This is a genomic window from Paraburkholderia sprentiae WSM5005 (assembly GCF_001865575.2).
GTDB lineage: Bacteria > Pseudomonadota > Gammaproteobacteria > Burkholderiales > Burkholderiaceae > Paraburkholderia > Paraburkholderia sprentiae.
On the sequence record NZ_CP017562.2, the window covers coordinates 831,056 to 848,289 of the forward strand.

General features: G+C 60.1%; 15 protein-coding genes and 5 pseudogenes. 10 read left to right on the plus strand and 10 right to left on the minus strand.

Annotated features, from left to right (window positions below):
- Positions 1–76: 76 nt before the first annotated feature.
- The 9 genes and pseudogenes from BJG93_RS20525 to BJG93_RS20565 all read right to left on the minus strand — a co-directional run bounded on the left by BJG93_RS20525 (position 77) and on the right by BJG93_RS20565 (position 7,537).
- Entirely contained in the window at positions 77–2,347 is a 2,271-nt protein-coding gene (locus tag BJG93_RS20525) for a xanthine dehydrogenase family protein molybdopterin-binding subunit (protein WP_051374306.1), read from the minus strand.
- Positions 2,348–2,818, minus strand: coding sequence for a (2Fe-2S)-binding protein (locus BJG93_RS20530; protein ID WP_027196103.1), 471 nt, complete (start codon positions 2,816–2,818; stop codon positions 2,348–2,350).
- Positions 2,815–4,068, minus strand: coding sequence for a cytochrome c (locus BJG93_RS20535; protein WP_231337575.1), 1,254 nt, complete (start codon positions 4,066–4,068; stop codon positions 2,815–2,817). The genes BJG93_RS20530 and BJG93_RS20535 overlap by 4 nt, the downstream gene beginning before the upstream one ends.
- Before the next feature lie 277 nt (positions 4,069–4,345).
- Positions 4,346–4,752 (minus strand): annotated as a pseudogene (locus BJG93_RS20540) (glutathione binding-like protein); the annotation flags it as partial.
- 162 nt (positions 4,753–4,914) lie between these two features.
- Positions 4,915–5,130 (minus strand): hypothetical protein, encoded by a 216-nt coding sequence (locus tag BJG93_RS20545; protein WP_231337576.1) that lies wholly within the window; start codon positions 5,128–5,130, stop codon positions 4,915–4,917.
- A gap of 707 nt (positions 5,131–5,837) precedes the next feature.
- The gene (locus BJG93_RS20550) at positions 5,838–6,158 is read right to left on the minus strand and encodes an SDR family oxidoreductase (protein WP_231337577.1); all 321 of its coding nucleotides are present in this window, start codon (positions 6,156–6,158) and stop codon (positions 5,838–5,840) included.
- A gap of 308 nt (positions 6,159–6,466) precedes the next feature.
- Positions 6,467–6,653, minus strand: a pseudogene (locus tag BJG93_RS20555) (IS110 family transposase); the annotation flags it as partial.
- 71 nt (positions 6,654–6,724) lie between these two features.
- Positions 6,725–7,108, minus strand: coding sequence for a hypothetical protein (locus BJG93_RS20560; RefSeq protein WP_407675313.1), 384 nt, complete (start codon positions 7,106–7,108; stop codon positions 6,725–6,727).
- A gap of 72 nt (positions 7,109–7,180) precedes the next feature.
- On the minus strand, positions 7,181–7,537 hold the full coding sequence (locus BJG93_RS20565; RefSeq protein ID WP_082194557.1) for a DUF4148 domain-containing protein: 357 nt from the start codon (positions 7,535–7,537) through the stop codon (positions 7,181–7,183).
- A 181-nt stretch (positions 7,538–7,718) separates the two neighbouring features.
- On the opposite strand from BJG93_RS20565, the pseudogene BJG93_RS20570 reads away from it, so the two are divergent.
- Positions 7,719–8,255 (plus strand): annotated as a pseudogene (locus BJG93_RS20570) (hypothetical protein); the annotation flags it as partial.
- On the opposite strand, the pseudogene BJG93_RS20575 reads toward BJG93_RS20570, so the two are convergent.
- A pseudogene (locus tag BJG93_RS20575) lies at positions 8,150–8,449 on the minus strand (transposase); the annotation flags it as partial. The pseudogenes BJG93_RS20570 and BJG93_RS20575 overlap by 106 nt on opposite strands.
- A 378-nt stretch (positions 8,450–8,827) precedes the next feature.
- Between BJG93_RS20575 and BJG93_RS20580 the strand changes: the two are divergent.
- The 9 genes and pseudogenes from BJG93_RS20580 to BJG93_RS20620 all read left to right on the plus strand — a co-directional run bounded on the left by BJG93_RS20580 (position 8,828) and on the right by BJG93_RS20620 (position 17,200).
- The gene (locus BJG93_RS20580) at positions 8,828–10,063 is read left to right on the plus strand and encodes an urea ABC transporter substrate-binding protein (RefSeq protein ID WP_027196107.1); all 1,236 of its coding nucleotides are present in this window, start codon (positions 8,828–8,830) and stop codon (positions 10,061–10,063) included.
- A 68-nt stretch (positions 10,064–10,131) separates the two neighbouring features.
- Positions 10,132–11,001, plus strand: coding sequence for an ABC transporter permease subunit (locus BJG93_RS20585; protein WP_027196108.1), 870 nt, complete (start codon positions 10,132–10,134; stop codon positions 10,999–11,001).
- Between the two features lie 9 nt (positions 11,002–11,010).
- Positions 11,011–12,093 (plus strand): ABC transporter permease subunit, encoded by a 1,083-nt coding sequence (locus BJG93_RS20590; protein WP_027196109.1) that lies wholly within the window; start codon positions 11,011–11,013, stop codon positions 12,091–12,093.
- Positions 12,090–12,800, plus strand: coding sequence for an ABC transporter ATP-binding protein (locus BJG93_RS20595; RefSeq protein ID WP_027196110.1), 711 nt, complete (start codon positions 12,090–12,092; stop codon positions 12,798–12,800). The genes BJG93_RS20590 and BJG93_RS20595 overlap by 4 nt, the downstream gene beginning before the upstream one ends.
- Positions 12,797–13,504, plus strand: coding sequence for an ABC transporter ATP-binding protein (locus tag BJG93_RS20600; RefSeq protein WP_027196111.1), 708 nt, complete (start codon positions 12,797–12,799; stop codon positions 13,502–13,504). The genes BJG93_RS20595 and BJG93_RS20600 overlap by 4 nt, the downstream gene beginning before the upstream one ends.
- Before the next feature lie 13 nt (positions 13,505–13,517).
- Positions 13,518–14,504, plus strand: coding sequence for an acetamidase/formamidase family protein (locus BJG93_RS20605; protein WP_018421042.1), 987 nt, complete (start codon positions 13,518–13,520; stop codon positions 14,502–14,504).
- Between the two features lie 79 nt (positions 14,505–14,583).
- Complete coding sequence (locus BJG93_RS20610; protein ID WP_027196112.1) at positions 14,584–15,738, plus strand: transporter substrate-binding domain-containing protein; 1,155 nt, start codon at positions 14,584–14,586, stop codon at positions 15,736–15,738.
- A 1-nt stretch (position 15,739) separates the two neighbouring features.
- On the plus strand, positions 15,740–16,390 hold the full coding sequence (locus tag BJG93_RS20615; protein ID WP_018421044.1) for an ANTAR domain-containing response regulator: 651 nt from the start codon (positions 15,740–15,742) through the stop codon (positions 16,388–16,390).
- A gap of 46 nt (positions 16,391–16,436) precedes the next feature.
- Positions 16,437–17,200: pseudogene (locus tag BJG93_RS20620) on the plus strand (SDR family NAD(P)-dependent oxidoreductase).
- Positions 17,201–17,234: the final 34 nt, after the last annotated feature.

Here is a 17,234-nt window from a genome sequence, read left to right on the forward strand (position 1 = left end):
ATAAACAGTACTTTGCATATCGATCTCGCTCGCTCCTTGTGCCTTGCGGCGACAAACCTCGAATTCCAACGGTTCTCTACGACGGCGACGATCTTGGGCCCTGTGACTGCAACAACTCGAGCAGCGAACTCGGGGTGAAGGGAACAGACCTGGGGCGAACCCCGATGGCGTCGTAAATGGCGCTAGCTATTGCCGAAGGGATCACTGCACATGTCGGCTCACCGGCCCCCACAGGTGGCTGTTCCGGACGATCCAGCAACACCACGTCGATCTCGGAGGGCAGTTCCGGAAATTTCAGCAAGCGATAGGTAAGCCAATCAACGCTTGTCACCGCCGAACGTGAGAAGCTAACGTGCTCGAACAGCGTCCTGCTGATCGTCTGCACGACCTCTCCTTCAACCTGGTTGCGAACACCGTCAGGATTGACGATCAAACCGCAGTCGTGAGCGATCGTCACTTTCCCGATCTTCAACACGCCTGTCCTCTGGTTCAACTCGATCTCGATGACAGACGCGACGTATGCACGATTGGGCTCGTAACGCACGCACGCCATACCTCGCCCACGTGCGATATCCGAGGTGGACCGTGCCGGAAAAAGAGGGCGACGCTGCCAACCTGAACGTGATTCGACCGCGCGCAGAACAGCCTGCGCGCGCGAATCGTCGAAGTGACGGAGCCGAAACTTGAGCGGATCTTCGTTGGCGGCAACTGCCAGTTCATCCATGAACGATTCGTTGGCGTATGTGTGCTGCAGTCTACCTGGACCTCGCAACCACGCGGGCCGCAAGAACGTCGTCGAAGTTCGATTGACCACCACGCTCATGTTGGGTACGTCATATGGCGCGATCACGTTGAACTCCATGCCGCCGGCGTTGTTCGGCTCATCGACCATGGTTGAGGAGCGCACAAGCTCGGCGGCGAGCAACGGCACGTCTGCGTTGCCCGACACACGATAGGGAACCCACGTCGTGTACTTCCACGCCTGAATACGACCGTGACTATCAACCACGCCTGCAACATCACATACCACCGGGGCGCCCTTCGGATCCCAGCCGTGCTCGTCTTGCCGCATCCACTGTACACGGACTGGTTGCCCGACAGCTTTGGACAGTATGGCTGCTTCGGCCGTCGCATCTTCATGACCATTGCGGCCATAACAACCAGCACCTTCGACGTATATCAACCGTATGTCGCTCGTGCCCATCTTCATCATCGCGGCGATCTGATCTCGAGTCATATGTGGCGCCTGCGTGGACGACCAGACTGTCAATTTTCCGTCCCGATAATCTCCAATTGCACAAGACGGTCCGATTGATCCGTGCGTTTGCATCGGCCAGCAATAGGTCGCGTGGACCACCTTACCAGCTTTCTTGATTTCAGCATCAGGCTCCCCACGTTCGAGCAACTTCCCCTGCTCGTGGATGGGAAGCGCTCTGACCGCGTCGAAAAGCTTCGTTTCTTCAGGCAGGCCGGACCACGAAGACCACGTTGCACGTATTGCGCGCGCGCTGCAGATTGCCGACCACTCATCCGTCGCGATCGCAGCCAGCAGATTTCCAACGCGCACCGTACGGAGAAAGCCTGGCACCTTTTGGGCGTGTTGATCATCGACCGCCGACAGTTGGGCGCCATACGCGTCCGGATGCAGGATGCGGGCATGAACCATCCCGTCGATACGTACATCATGCATGTAGGTGAACTCTGCGAACACCTTCGATCGAACGTCATCGCGTTTGACCGGCTGACCAACTACCCTGTAGTTCCTGGGTGATTTGAGTGGCGCCTTCGGATCGAGACCGAGTGTTTCGGGTTGCGTGGCGAGTAGCTGATGGTATGCGATCCCCTCCAAGTGATCGGTTCCCCGGAAGGCGAGGCCGTTCTCCATCCGAACCTCTACCTCTGGAATCCGGAACGCTCGTGCCGCCGCTCGACGGATCGCAGCGCCCGCCGTCGCCGCTGCCTGTCGCAGCTGAATCCCGGCGCCTTGAACAGACATCGAACCATTCGTCGGCCCCTGATCGACAGTCATTGCAGTGTCGCCCTGAACGACTCGGACCCGCTCGAGCGGAAACTCCAGTTCTTCGACCACCATCTGCGCCAGTGCGGTGGTGTTGCCTGTACCCAGATTCACCTTTCCGGTATATAGCGTGAGCGTCCCGTCAGCGCCGAGGACGAGAAATGCGTCGACGCGAGCAGGATCGACTGACTTCGTGAGTGCAGCCGGAACGGCGTCCTCGCCCGCAATCTCAGCGAACGAAAGCCGGGACAGGGAGAAGCCAACGACAAGAGCGGCGCCTTGAAGGAAGAAGTGCCGTCGGGAGATGGAGGTTGGGTCGGAGATACGCATTCATGCACCACTAGCTTTAAGGATGGCCCGGACGATCCGCATGTGCGTTCCGCAGCGGCAGAGATTGGAGGCAAGCGCCTCCTTGACCTGCTCTTCGGTGGGCTTCGGATTGGTATTCAACAGTGAGCGCGCTGCGATCAGCATTCCGTTTATGCAGTATCCGCACTGAACCGCTTGCTCCTCGATGAACGCGGTCTGCAGGGGATCTGGCGATGCTGGATTTCCCATCCCTTCAAGGGTCGTAATCTTCCGGTTCACCGCAGACGAGACTGGCATAACGCATGAGCGGCGGGCGGTGCCGTCAACCAGAACGCCGCAGGCGCCGCACTGACCAAGTCCGCAGCCGAACCGGGGACCTTTCAAGGACAGCTGGTCGCGAAGAACATAGAGCAGCGGTGTCTCGGGCGTAGCCTTCACCTGGACGGTGCGTCCGTTCACGTGCAAAGTTATTTCGATTGTCGTGGCGGTCATTTGTCGTTTCCAGTTTGCCTGCGCACCTTTTCGATATCGCTCGGGCTCACCGCTGGTGCGTGATTACCCCAGCTGTCGCGCATGAAGGTGAGCACATCGGCGAGGTCGGTATCGCTGAGCGCACTACGTTGAGCTGGCATGGGATAGGGAGCAGGTTGGCCGTCGATTACCAGTGGCTCAGCACCATTGAGGGTCACGTTAATGAGTGACAGCGGATCCTTTTCCTGCACGTTCGGATTGCCCGCGAGCCGGGCCAGATACGGCGCCGTACCACTGCCATTCGCAAGGTGGCACGCGACGCAAAAATTCCGATAGATTTGCGCGCCATGTGCCTTGGCGGCGGGGCTTGCATCGGTTTGAGTTGCGTCGCGCCTAGCGGTGGCCGCGCCCGGCAGCGATTTCAGATAGATAGCGATCGACTCGAGATCGCTATCACTCAGCCACTGAGTGCTATGGTTGACGACGGCAGTCATGGGGCCGAATGCGGTCGCGTGCGCGTTTGCACCGGTCTTCAGGAAAGTCTCGATATCCTCGGCAGTCCATTCCCCGATGCCAGTCGTCCGGTCTGCCGTCAGATTTGACGCGAACCAGCCGTCAAGCGAAGCGCCGGACAGGAACGCATGGCTGCTTCCGTCAAGTGCCTGCTCCTCGAAGGCCACACCTCGTGCAGTGTGGCACGCGCCGCAGTGGCCCAGCCCCTGCACCAGATAGGCCCCTCGATTCCATTCGACACTTTTGTCCGGACGTGGCTCAAAGCGATGATCGTCCAGAAACAGAGCGTTCCAGACCCTCATGGGCCACCGCATCGACAGCGGCCAGCGAATGTCAGGAGTAATGTTGGCCTGATGTGCCGGCTTCACGCCACGCATGAAGTACGCATAAAGCGCGTCGACGTCCGCATCGGTGATCTTGCTGTAGGACGTGTAGGGCATCGCCGGGTAGAGGTTGCGCCCATCCTTTGCAACGCCTTCGCGAAGAGCGCGAGCAAACTCAGCTTCGGTATACTGCCCGATACCAGTCTTTGAATCAGGCGTTATGTTGGTCGAATAGATGCCGCCGATAGGCATATTCATTCTCAGACCGCCCGAGAACGGCATGCCGCCCTTGACTGTATGGCATGCGGCACAGTCGGCTGCCTGAGCGAGATAGCGCCCACGGACGAGAAGAGTCTGATCCGGCTCGGCTTGGGCGGCCTTTGCTGCGCCTATGGCGCTCAATAGCGCCAGTATTGCGAGGATTCCTTTTCTCACCTGCATATCCTTTTATCGAGACGGGCAAAGCGCTTCGTCCGGCTGCGACGGAACGGTCGCTGATTGGGGTACTTTACGTCGCTGCGCTGAGTCCAGTGAGGACCGATAGGCCGATTACGCTTGTGATTGCGAGAAGTGAGCCAATCCCCACTCGGGCTCGGGTGCAAATGGGAAACTTCATCGCTCGCCGAACACTATATGTAGTAGCTACGCGTGCAAATGCTTGCCTCATATGGCGGGCGAGTTGGTCGACCATTTCTATTTGTACCAGAGCCTCTTATCGCGACCGAACCCCAATTCGTGCGTTCTGAGGAAACATCGGCTTGCGTGCCTCCTCGTCCATCTCAGCCTTGAAGGCGTGACGTGCCTTCAGCGATTCGGCGCGGTGCGCCGCTGGTCGGAGATTGATTTCGTCGAGCAAACGCTTGACGTTCAGCAGCTTCTCCCACGCTTCGGCGCCGAGTATGAAGGGCACAGCCCATGCCCATCCCCATACGGCCATGTCCACCAGGGTGTATTCGTCGCCGAGCATGTAGCGATGCTTCGTCAACTGAGCGTCAACGATGTTCCAGTGACGCCACGCCTCATAGTCGTAACGATTCACCGCGTAGTCCTTAGGCTTGGGCGCAAAGTGTTTGAACGCACCGCTTGGCCCGAGTATGGGCCAATGCCCGTCGCAACGAACGCTGCTAGCTTGCCTTGCTGAGGGCGCTTGAGTCAACGTGCGTGAACGACTTGCCGTAGACATGTAGTTGCGTTTTTTGCGCGTATCTCAATGTATCGGCCGTCAGGTCGAACGTGATCGAGAAAACGCTCGTCGCGTCGTTTTTCGCCATGTACTGAGATTCAACTTGCGTTCGTCGCGTCCGCTGCTGGTTCAAAGGTTAACTGCTCGTAATAAGGTTCCATCGCGGGATTGCCTGTGCCTACTTTGGAACCTACTTGACCGGGCGCCACATCCACGCCGCCGGTCGCAATGGTTCTCCAGCTGCCGACCAGCTTGGCTAAGGGACCGAAATCCATTCCTTTAATGACGGTTCCTTGTGCATACGCTGTGGACATAGTCGAGAGGCGATTGTAAGAGAGACGAAGTATTTATTCATCATCTGCGTTACATTATTCGAGCGGAGTTTTCTTATGGAAATTATTTTACATGGGAACGGAGCTGGAATCGTTTTATGCCTCGCAATTCTATATTTCATCTCCCTGTGCAGACTGTCTTCCTGCGAAGCGCGGGTCAAGGAATACGAGTGGTTGGAGTGCGATGATCATTGCGCGTTGGACGTACGGGAGATCGGACCTTTGATCTTTTCTCTTCGCCGCTCGCTCTGTCGTCTGAGACCTCAACCGGTCACCGATCGACCCGCCCAGGTAGAGAGGGCTGCGGACGGGTCGCCGATATCGGTGCCGGGCGCCAACGGGGGAAGAAACGTCAAACGCGTCGGCCGCCTCGACCGAATCGCGAGCGTGGTGCAACACTGACATCAAGGATCTCTCAAATGTAACCCCGATTTTCCTCCGGGTTACATCGAGCGCTCGGGTTTTTAGATGGGCGATCGGCACTTGTCTGAGTCCTACCGTTCCCGACGCTAATTCCTTGAATGTGATCATTGGTCGTAATGCAGCCTGACGCGCTGTCCATTTCGATCGCGTCGCAAAATCTGATCTCGCCATCGTCGTGGTCGATGATTGTGTGGCCTGCTTCGCGGTGCAGCGACTGGCACCGTAAGTGTGACTGGCGCGCGCCCCTCAACCGAATTGAAACCGTTCTATAGGCTTTTCGCGCTATCGCCGCCTGTCACTTCGATTTCCGAGCCGGTGATCATTGCAGCGGCATCCGAAGCGAGAAATACCGCCGCAGGCGAGACGTCTTCCGGCTGCACCCATCCGACTCCAAGCGGCATCGTTGCGGCGCGGCGGTCCCACGCCTCCTGCGGCGTCAGGAAACCGTTCGGTTTGTGGTAGCCGGTTTCACCGACGCTTTCGGTCAGTCGCTTTTCGTACAGCGTCAAAGCGGTGGCGACGAGCCCCGGTACCACGGCGTTGACTGTAATGTTGTAGCGACCGAGTTCGAGGGCCGCCGACTTCATCAGCCCAAAGATGCCCCACTTGGACGCCGCTGTTTCCGCATAGCCGCCAACGTAGCGTTTGCGAGACCGGAAGCCGGGAGGCTGAGGTTTTGCGCTTGCATCACGGAGGCGTTTGCGCCTTGGCAGGCAACGTCACGGACCAGCTCTTGCCGATCCCCGCATGCATCACCAATCAACCCTCATCGTTCCGAACCCACATGCGTCTGCTAAATCGTCTGGCTATCTCGATGGTTTTGCCGCTCGCCTCCTTCGCAATCGAACAGCAGGATCACGAGATGCGGGCTTCTGCGCGTGGCCCGCCATGCCGGCAGGCCTCGCAACCGGTTATAGGTCGCGGTCCGTTCTTCCACGAAATATTTTCGCGTCTGATGCAGGAAAAAGCGTTGCCTGATGATGTCCGTCCTCCAGCGGCACGAAACGCATACTCGGATGCGTCACTGCTTCGTAGATCGCAGCAGCATCCGCCGCGTCGTTCTTGCCGCGCTTGCCGGACAGGCTCTCTTCAGTTACTCGTTGCGCGAGTTCTATAACCCACCATCGAACTGCATCCCCGAGCCAAGCCGAGCCTATCGAGCCGGCGCGGCCCTGCCGGTCATATTTGGCGCGCGTGGGTCGGGGTTCATATACAGGCTCGTGCCGTTTGCCCGCATGTTGTTAAGCGCCGGCCCCGAGCCGATGCCTCTTGTGGCGGCGAGCGAGGTTCCCGCGCCCAGAATTGGGCTGGGACCGGCCCCGGTGCCCACACTCGTTCCCGGTGCGGCGCCCGCACCGCTCATGCTGCCCCCGGTGTCGCCTGGCTGCTGAGCATAGGCAACGCCCGCCGCACCGAGCATCAGCGCCGCCACGAGCGCCGACATCGACACCCCAATACTGCCGGACACGGTCTTCATAGCCCACTCCATCACATTGTTGAATTGCCCGAGCGTGAGCCCGCGCAGCGAAGCGCTCAAGACGCATGACGTTGTGCGCGCTGCTTTGTTAAATCGAAATGCTTACCCTTGGTACATTGACGCTAACCCGCGTCAACCTGCCGGCTGATGCGCCGCTTGCGCGGGCGCTACACCGGCTGACGTTTGGGGAGCGCTGGGGGAGAGGTGCGCTGCAGTGGGGACACAGTCCGCGCGATACTCGGCTTGCAACTTCTGTTGCGCCTGTTCCAGATCGTCGGGGTAGGCGTTGGCGTCGTCGGGATTGTAACCGGCCGCTTCCAGCTCGTTCAACTCCCGCATCAATTGCTGGTGTGTCACTTCGCCTTTCAACTGTTCGAATGGGTAGTCTTCGCATTGCTGTTGTGTCAGTCCCGGCGAGGCCATCGCCGACGCGCTGCCGATCAGAAGAAGGGCGGTGACAAAGGTTTTCGTTGTAAGCCTCATTTTCATTCAATCCACGAGAAGGTTCGAGTCGTTCCGCGAACAATGTAGCGGGATGGCATTAGACTAGCCGAGGCGACCTACCAGAACGGCGTCGGGAAAATGAAACTGCTTTTATCCTTTTTTCGGGTTCTGTTGCAATAGCGGAGGCTGGTCTGCTGCGGGACCTAACAGAATGATGTGAACGGCAATGAAAGCGCTGAGTCCGGCGGTAGCCAAAGTGCTGGAGCGGTTGCACTATCCGCTCGAGATAATGTTGGTGTGCGTGCGTTGGTACATGGCCTACCCGCTGAGCTTGCGCAATCCCGAGGTGATGATGGCCGAACGCGGGATCGCGGTCGATCATTCGACCGTGCATCGGTGGGCCATCAAGCTTCTGCCGGTGCTTGAAAAGGCGTTCCGCCGCTGCAAACGCCCGGTCGGCAAGAGCTGGCGGATGGACGAAACCTATGTGAAGGTCCAGGGCACATGGAAGGCAGTATGACTTTCCGTGAGGCAGAGGCTGGCCCGCCGTGAACGCCGAGCGTGAGACGCCCATCAAGATCCGCCAGGCCAAGTATCTCAACAATATCGTGGAACAAGACCATCGGGCGATCAAGCGACGTACCGACCCATGTTGGGGTGCTTTTTCAGCAGATGGCGGAACCGCAGAATCGTGCTTTCGTCGGGCAAACGGACCATACCGCCGTCGAGACCCGCGAACTCGCGATACAACGGCACTTCATAGAGCGCCTCTTCCATAGCAGGGTCCGACCGACCGAACCATTGTTGCATGAAATGAGTCCGCAGCATTGTCGCAATCGGGAATGGCGGCCGACCGGTCTTGCCCGTGGGATAGTGCGGCTCGATCAGCGCAATCAGCTTCAACCACGGTACAACGCGTCGCATCTCATCGAGAAATTGATCGATGTCTTCCAGGATACCGAACGTTCCGAACCACGGGCGACTTTTTCAACACAACCGGCCGAGAGTACGCATTCACGGCAACCGCCGGAATGCGGTCGTTGAAAATTCCAGCGGCCGCTCTATCGACGCGAGACGATGGTCGCCGAGGGTGGATTCACGAGCGGCGTGGAGGAGGCGAACTCCGCATCCAACGCTCCCGTCGATTTTTGACCACTGTTGACAAGTAAAAATACAGCGACTTAGACTTGGGCCATACCTTGAGGCCCGACAAAGACGTCCGCCCGAGGACCCGGCACAGAAGCCCCCTGGCGAACCAATGGTTCGCCAGGGGTTTTTTTTTCTCCGAATTTCCCCTGTTGTTCTAGCGCTCACTTCTACTTCTGGAGAACCCGCATGTTGCTGAAGCCGTCGGGCTGGATGCGTCTCGCCCTCACCGCAGGACTTGCACTGACCTCGCTCGCCGCGAGCGCCGCCGATCCCGTGAAAATCGGCTTGCTGGAGGATGCTTCGGGAAATTTCGCGCTGGCAACGATTCCGAAGATCCACGCCACCCAGCTCGCGGTCGATGAGATCAACGCGAAGGGGGGCATCCTCGGACGCCCGGTGACGCTGATCGCCTACGATACGCAGTCGGACAACACCAAGTTTCAGGAACTCGCGCGGCATCTCGTCCAGATCGACAAGCCCGACGTGATTTTCGGCGCGTTCTCCAGCGCCTCGCGCGAAGCTATCCGGCCGATCATGGACCGCGCGCATCAGCTCTACTGGTATGACAATCAGTATGAAGGCGGCGTCTGCGATACGAACACCTTCGTGACCGGCGCGGTGCCCGAGCAGCAGTTCTCGACGCTGATTCCGTGGATGATGCAGAAATACGGCAAGAAGGTGTACACCATCGCCGCCGACTATAACTTCGGGCAGATCTCGGCGGAGTGGGTGCGCAACATCGTGAAGGAGAACGGCGGCACGATGGCGGGTGAGGAGTTCATTCCGCTTTCCGTATCGCAGTTCGGCCAGACGATCCAGAACATCCAGAAGGCGAAGCCTGACTTCGTGGTCACGCTGCTGGTCGGCGCGAATCAGGCGTCGTATTACGAGCAACAGGCATCGGCGCATCTGAACCTGCCGATGGCGAGTTCGGTCAACGTCGGTCAGGCGTATGAGCACAAGCGCTTCAAACCGCCTGCGCTCAAGGACATGTACGTTACGGCAAACTACGTCGAAGAAGTCGATTCGCCCGCGAGCAACGACTTCAAGAAGCGCTTCCATGCCAAGTTCCCCAACGAGCCGTATATCAATCAGGAAGCGGCGAACGCCTACGACGCCATCTATCTCTACAAGGCCGCGGCGGAAAAGGCCAAGTCGACGAATCAGGATGCGGTGCGCAAGGCGCTGGAAAGCGGCGACATCTGCACGACAGGTGAGCAAGGCAAGGTCTGTATCGATCCGAAGAGCCACCACGCGAGCCACACCATCTATCTCGTGCACGTGAAGGAGGACCACTCCGTCGAGATTCCAAAGGTCTGGAACGACGTGCAGCCGTATTGGCTCGGCAAGGTCGGTTGCGATCTGCCGAACAAGCCGGACCATCGTCAGTACACGCCGTCGAATCTGCCCAAGAAGTCCTGATCCGAAGCCGGCGCGCGTTCGATACACACAGCACGCACGCGCGCCGGCCTCCTGAACGTGGAGCGCGCATGGCCACCTTATCGGTTCTCTATTCGCTCGTTTATCAGTTCGGCGACAACTTCGCCTATCTGGTGCTCGCGGCGCTCGGGCTCGCGGTGATCTTCGGCATGATGGGCGTCATCAATCTCGCGCATGGCGAGTTCATCATGTGCGGGGCGTATGTCACAATCATCGCGGCCAAACGCGGCGTGCCGCTGCCGCTCGCGATGCTGCTCGGCGCGATCGCGGCGGCGCTCGCAGGCGTGATCGTCGAAAGACTCGTAATTCGTCATCTTTACGACCGCGTGTTCGATTCTGTCGTGGCGACATGGGCGATCAGCCTCATCGTGCAGCAGACGATGCTGCTCGTCGCCGGACCGTCCATCGAAGGCATCGGCACGCCGTTCGGGTCGTTCTCGCTCGGCGATTATTCGTTCTCGACTTATCGCGCCGTGCTGCCACTCATCGCGCTGGCGATCCTTTTCGGCCTCTACCTTCTGTTCTTCAAGACGAACTACGGCGTCTGTGCGCGCGCGACGATCCAGAACCCGAATATTGCGCAATGCCTCGGGCTGCGCACGGACCGGCTCTATACGTTGACCTTCGCGCTCGGCGCGGGGCTGGCAGGTCTCACAGGTGGGCTCTACGCACCGACCATGACGGCGGTCCCGACGATGGGCAGCAACTTTATCGTGCAGGCGTTCGTTTCGGTGGTCGTCGGTGGTGCGAACGTGATTGCGGGAACGACGCCGGCCGCTGGCGTGCTCGCCATCATCCAGACGGCGCTCACGGCATCTTACGGCCAGTTGTTCGGGCAGATCGGGCTGCTCCTGACGGTCATCGTCGTGATTCGGCTGATGCCGCAGGGCCTCGGTAATCTCTTCACCCGCTTGCGCTAGGAGGCAGACGTGAAGCAAGCGAAAATGCCTTCAAAGACGTCCCACACCAGCGCCTCGACACGCGCGCTGCGTGCGATGCCCTGGCTCGTGGCGCTGTGCCTGCCGCTCATCGTCGATGCGAACACCAGTGGCAACCTCGCATACTGCCTGCTGTGGGCATTCAGCGCGGTCGGCCTCGCGGCAATGTGGGGCTACGGCGGCATCCTGTCGTTCGGACAGACCGCGTTCTTCGGACTGTCGGGCTATAGCTACGGCATCTTCACTCTGAATTACGGCGACATGTGGTTCGAGTCCTGGCTCGGTCTCGGCGTGGGCCTGGTGGTGAGCGTCGTGGTCGCCACGCTGATCGGCTATATGATTTTCTACGGCCGCATCAAGGGCGTGTTCATCGGCATCGTCACGCTCTCGGTGACGCTTGTGCTCGAAACGTTCATGTCGCAGACGGCGGGACCGCAATGGGCGATCGGTGAAGCGCGGCTGAACGGCTACAACGGCATGGGCGGCATGGCGCCGCTCACGATTCCTTGGCGGGACGGACCCCTCACGCTGGAAAACGTGAGCTTCTATTACCTCGTGGTGATCCTGCTGATCGTGGTCTATGTCGTGATGCGCAGGCTGCTCGATGGCACCTTCGGCCTCACGCTCATCGCGATCCGCGAGAACCCGCAACGCGCCGAGATGCTCGGCGTCGACATCCGTCGTCATCAGCTACTCGTGTTCGTGCTGGGTTGCACGCTGGGCGGATTGTCGGGGGCGCTTTACACAATCTGGGGTTCATATATCACCCCCTCGACGATGGGCCTCACCGCGGCCGCGATGCCGGTCATTTGGGTCGCGACCTCGGGCAGGAAGAGCATCGGCGGAACCATTCTCGGCACCGCGCTGCTCGTCTGGCTCTCGCAGAATCTCGCGGTGTACGGCAGCCAGTACGCGTTGATCCTGCTCGGTGCGATCCTGCTGATCGTCGTGCTGGGCGCGCCCGAAGGCTTGCTGCCATTCGTCACGCGGCAGTTGAAACGTCTCTCCAGCCGCACGGGCGACGGCGCGCGCGCCGTTGGCGCAGGTCTCAAACGAGAGGAGGGCAAGTCATGACCACGCTGCTGGAAACGCGCGGACTCACGAAGCATTTCGGCGGCGCCCACGTTATCAACGGCATCGACTTCAGCATCGACGCGGGTGAGATTCGCTGCGTGATCGGGCCGAACGGCGCGGGCAAGAGCACGTTCTTCAAGCTCATCACGGGCGAGCATCGCCCCTCGGAAGGCAGTGTGATGTTTCTCGGCCAGGACATGAGCCATGTGCTGCCTCACGAGCGCATCCGCATGGGCATGAGCATCAAGTTCCAGATTCCCGGCGTGTTTCCGGACCTGAGCGTGCGCCAGCATCTGCAACTGTCGCTACATCGCGCGAAAGACGACCGCCCCGAGAGCCTCGGCGAACTGCTACAGCGCTTCATGCTGGAGAGCGAGGATGGCGTGCTCGCGCGCAATCTGTCGCACGGCAAGAAGCAATGGCTCGAGATCGCGATGGCCGTCTCCTTGCGACCCAAACTGCTGTTTCTCGATGAACCCGTGGCCGGCATGTCGGTCGAGGAAACGCACGCGACGGGTGAGCTCATCAAGCGTCTGTCAGCGGACGGTCTCACGATGATGGTCGTCGAGCACGACATGACGTTCGTCAAGCAGATCGCCTCGCGCGTGACGGTGCTGCACGGGGGGAGTGTTCTCGCGGACGGCCCGCTCGACGAAATCCTCGCCCGCGACGATGTCGCCGAGGTCTACTTGGGAAAAAAGAAATGAGCGCGTTGCTCGAAGTGTCAGGCGTAGAAGCGGGATACGGTGGCGGCCGCGTGCTCAACGGGGTGTCGATCGGTATCGAGCGCGGCGAGGTGCTGGCGCTGATCGGCCGCAACGGAGTCGGCAAGACGACGCTGATGCGCGCGCTCATCGGACTGATCAGGCTCGATGCTGGTGAAATCAAACTCGACGGCGCTGCGATCGGCCACGAGAGACCGTACGTTCGCGCGCAGAAAGGCATGGGATACGTGCCGCAGGGCCGCGAGATTTTCGGCGCGCTGACGGTCGCCGAGAACCTTCAGGTCGGCGCACAGGCGAATCGCGCGCAGGCCGCGCAGATGAAAGAGAAAGTCGTCGGCTACTTTCCCATCCTGAAGAAGCGCTACACGCAGAAAGCGGGAACCATGAGCGGCGGCGAACAGCAGCAACTCGCGATTGCGCGCGCGCTCATCAGCGCGCCCAAGGTGCTGCTACTCGATGAACCGTCGGAAGGCATTCAGCCGTCGATCGTCGATCTGATCGGCGAGACGTTGCAGCAGATCGCGCGCGAGACGGGCATCGGCGTGGTGCTCGTCGAGCAGGACATGGGCATGGTCGAACGGATCGCGACACGCTGCTGCGTGATGGACAAGGGCCGTATCGTCGATGTATTGAGCCCTGCGCAACTCGGGGACGAGCAATTGATTCGCCAGTACCTGGCACTGTGACGGAGAGCGGAACATGAAATGGCTTGAAGAATCGATCATGATGAAGCGCGGTGTCGGCGCGGATCGGGAACCGGTGGAGCACCATCTCACCGAAGAGATGCAGCAGACGTATCACTACACCATCGGGCCGTATTCGCAGCCGGTGCTGCACGTCAAACCCGGCGATCGCGTGGTGGTGGAAACGCGCGATGCGTTCGAGGGCAAGATCAAGGAGGAAACCGACAAGCCGTCGCAGGTGCTGCAAGTGCCGTTTCTCAATCCGCAGAACGGACCGATCATGATCGAGGGTGCAGAAAAGGGCGACGTGGTGGCGGTGTACATCGAGAAGATGGCGCCGCGCGGCGAGGATCCGCACGGCTTCTGTTGCATGATACCGAACTTCGGCGCATTGACGGGCACCGACTACACTGCATTGCTCAACGAGCCGTTGCCGGAAGTCGTACGCAAGATCAAGATCGACGAAGAGAACGTGTACTGGAGCAAACGCAATACGCTGCCGTACAAGCCACATATCGGCACGCTGAGCCTATCGCCCGAAATCGATTCGATCAATTCCCTCACGCCCGACAATCACGGCGGCAACATGGATGTGCCGGACATGGGGCCGGGCAGCATAACCTATTTGCCGGTCCGCTCGCCGGGCGGGCGCCTGTTTATCGGCGATGCGCATGCCTGTCAGGGCGACGGTGAAGTGTGCGGCACGGCCGTGGAGTATCAGAGCACGACGACCGTGCGCCTCGATCTGATCAAGAACTGGCAGATCGCCTGGCCGCGGCTGGAGAATGAGGACGCGCTCATGAGCATCGGCAGCGCACGCCCGCTGGAGGACGCGACGCGGATCGCCTATCGCGAACTCGTGTTGTGGATGGCGGCCGAGTACGGCTTCGACAAGTGGGACGCGTACATGATGCTGAGCCAGGTCGGCAAGGTTCGCCTCGGCAATTTCGTCGACCCAAAATATACGGTTGGCGCGATGGTCGCCAAGCACTACCTCAAGTAGAACATCGTCAGACGAATCGAAGCACCGAAGACCTCAGCGCGGGGCGCCGCTCCGCGCGCATTAAAGAGCGTGTCACGAAATGGCTTTGTCCGATCCAATCCGAGTGGGCTTGCTGTGCTCGACGAGCGGTTCGACCGCGTTGATCGAGCAGTCTCAATGGCGCGGAGCGTGCCTCGCCGTCGAGGAGATCAATGCGCGCGGCGGTATCGGCGGACGCGAACTCGTCGCCCTTCATTACGATCCCGGCTCCGACCCGGCCTCGTTTCGCGAGCTGGCCGAGCGGTTGATCGTGAAGGACGGCGTCAACACGATCTTCGGCGGCTATACGTCGACCAGCCGCAAGGCGATGCTGCCTGTCGTCGAAAAGCACAACCGGCTGCTGATCTACTCGCAGATGTACGAGGGCTTCGAGTACTCCGACAACATCATCTATAGCGGCGCGTCGCCCAATCAGAACGGCGTGCAACTCGCGGACTTCATGACGGAGACCTTCGGCGCGCGGGTCTACTTCGTCGGGTCGAGCTACGTCTATCCGTACGAGTGCAATCGTACGATGCAGGAACTGCTGCTCCAGCATCCCGAAGGCGCGATTCTCGGCGAGCGCTATCTGCCGCTCGACGCGCCGCGCGATCAGTTCGCGCAGGTCATCGCGGACATCAGGCGCAAGTCGCCGGACTGGATTTTCTGCACGGTGATCGGCGATACCGTGCCTTATCTCTACGATGCCTACGCGCACGCGGACTTCGATCCTGCCAGAATGCCCATCGGCAGTCTCAATACCTCCGAGACTGAGATTCGTGCGATGGAGCGCGGCATCGCGACGGGCCACATCACGGCCGCGCCTTATTTCCAAAGCATTGACACGGAAGAAAACCATCGCGCGGTCGCGCATCATCAGGCGCTTTATGAGGCCGACACGCCGACCGACATGAACTGGGAGGCTGCGTATTATCAGATGCACATGTTCGCGGAAGCGTTCGCCCGCGCAGGCTCGGACGAACTCGCGACAATCATGCCGCATTTGCTCGGTTCGGAATTCACCGCGCCGCAAGGCCGCGTGCGCATCGATCCCGTGAATCATCATATGGCGCTTTATCCGCGCATCGGCCGGGCAAACGCGGACGGCCAGTTCACCATCCTGCGCGAGTCGAAGTTCGCTGTCGGTCCCGATCCGTACATGACGCGCCAGACGCTCGGGGACTGGGTCACGAAGTTGAGCACGCGGGACTATTGACGTGAGCGCGCGTGCGGACAGAGGCCAGCGGAGCCTCACCAGTTCGATCCTCGAGCGCAATGCGCGCGTGGTCGTTTTCCATCCGGACGACGACGACGGGCAAACGCTCGCCAACCATCTGCGGCGCATGGGCTTTTATGTCGAGCAATGCTGGCCGCCGATAGACACCTTGCCCGAGCGCGTAGATCTGGTGTTTCGCGCGCTCTTGCCCGAGGAGCGTACGCCGAGCGGCGAGTGGTCGGGACCCGATGCGCCGCCCGTCATCTGCGTGGTGGCCCATGAGAATCCGACGTTCATCGATCAGGCCATCAAACTCGGAGCGGACGGCATCATCACGACGCCGATCCGCGCATCGGGGTTACTTTCGACCGTGGTAATGGCCCTGTATCACGCGAAGCGTGCGCGTCAGCATGCACAGCGTATCGCCAAGCTCGAACAGAAGCTGCTCGACAGCCGGCATCTGCAGGAAGCTAAAAACATTCTAATGATCATGCATCGCGTGAGTGAGCGCGATGCGTACGACATACTGCGCGCTCAGGCGATGGAAAAGCGCGTGACCATCGACGATATTTGCCATTCCGTCATTCAAGCGGGCGAAGTGTTGCAGATCACGCGCGGCATGACATCCGGGGAAGGGCGCGAGAAAGAGTGAGCGCACAGGCTATGTTTTCTGATCGACACGCACAGGAGCGACGAAAATGGACCTGCAACTTAAAGGTCTGAAGGCGATCGTGACCGGCGGCACGAAGGGCATCGGACTCGCGATTGCGCGGACATTCGCCGCGGAGGGCGCCGACGTTGCCATCTGCGCGCGCGATGAAGCCGCTGTCGAATCGACCGCGAGCGCGCTGGCCAAGCTGAGCGGCGCACGCGCGTCGGGTGCGGCCGTCGATGTGCCGGACGGCGATGCGCTCAAGGCTTGGGTCGGGGGCGTCGGTGCGCAATGGGTCGGGATCGATATCGTCGTGGCCAATGTGAGCGCGCTCACGATCGGCAACGACATCCAGTCGTGGCGCAAGGAGTTCGAGACGGATCTGCTCGGCATGGTCAATCTCGTCGATGCCGCCATGGCGTTTCGCGAGGTGAGCCGGGCCGCTTCGATCGTCGCGATATGGAGCGTGTCGGGACGCGAGATCGATTTTGCCCCGGGTCCGTCCGGGTCTTCAAGGCCGCCCTCGTTCACTACATGCAGGGGCTGGCGAATCAGCTCGCATCGAAGGGCATCCGCGCGAATACGGTATCGCCCGGCAATGTGTAGTTCGAAGGCGGCGTGTGGGACTGGATCGAGTATTAAGACGCGGCGCTGTTCGAGCGTGCGCTTGCGTTGAAGCCGAGCGGACGCATGGGCCGGCCGCAGGAAATCACCAACGCAGTGGCGTTCATCGCGAGTCCGGCGGCGAGCTTCGTGAGTGGGGCGAACTTCGTCGTCGATGGCGCGCTCACGCGTGGCATCCAGCTTTGAGCGCTTTGAGGTACCGATAACTCAACAGGAGCAT

Coding starts and splice junctions, on each gene's coding strand:
- BJG93_RS20525 (WP_051374306.1), bottom strand. CDS start 2,347: ATGCGTATCTCCGACCCAACCTCCATCTCCCGACGGCACTTCTTCCTT.
- BJG93_RS20530 (WP_027196103.1), bottom strand. CDS start 2,818: ATGACCGCCACGACAATCGAAATAACTTTGCACGTGAACGGACGCACC.
- BJG93_RS20545 (WP_231337576.1), bottom strand. CDS start 5,130: ATGTCCACAGCGTATGCACAAGGAACCGTCATTAAAGGAATGGATTTC.
- BJG93_RS20550 (WP_231337577.1), bottom strand. CDS start 6,158: ATGAAGTCGGCGGCCCTCGAACTCGGTCGCTACAACATTACAGTCAAC.
- BJG93_RS20565 (WP_082194557.1), bottom strand. CDS start 7,537: ATGAAAATGAGGCTTACAACGAAAACCTTTGTCACCGCCCTTCTTCTG.
- BJG93_RS20580 (WP_027196107.1), top strand. CDS start 8,828: ATGTTGCTGAAGCCGTCGGGCTGGATGCGTCTCGCCCTCACCGCAGGA.
- BJG93_RS20585 (WP_027196108.1), top strand. CDS start 10,132: ATGGCCACCTTATCGGTTCTCTATTCGCTCGTTTATCAGTTCGGCGAC.
- BJG93_RS20595 (WP_027196110.1), top strand. CDS start 12,090: ATGACCACGCTGCTGGAAACGCGCGGACTCACGAAGCATTTCGGCGGC.
- BJG93_RS20600 (WP_027196111.1), top strand. CDS start 12,797: ATGAGCGCGTTGCTCGAAGTGTCAGGCGTAGAAGCGGGATACGGTGGC.
- BJG93_RS20605 (WP_018421042.1), top strand. CDS start 13,518: ATGAAATGGCTTGAAGAATCGATCATGATGAAGCGCGGTGTCGGCGCG.
- BJG93_RS20610 (WP_027196112.1), top strand. CDS start 14,584: ATGGCTTTGTCCGATCCAATCCGAGTGGGCTTGCTGTGCTCGACGAGC.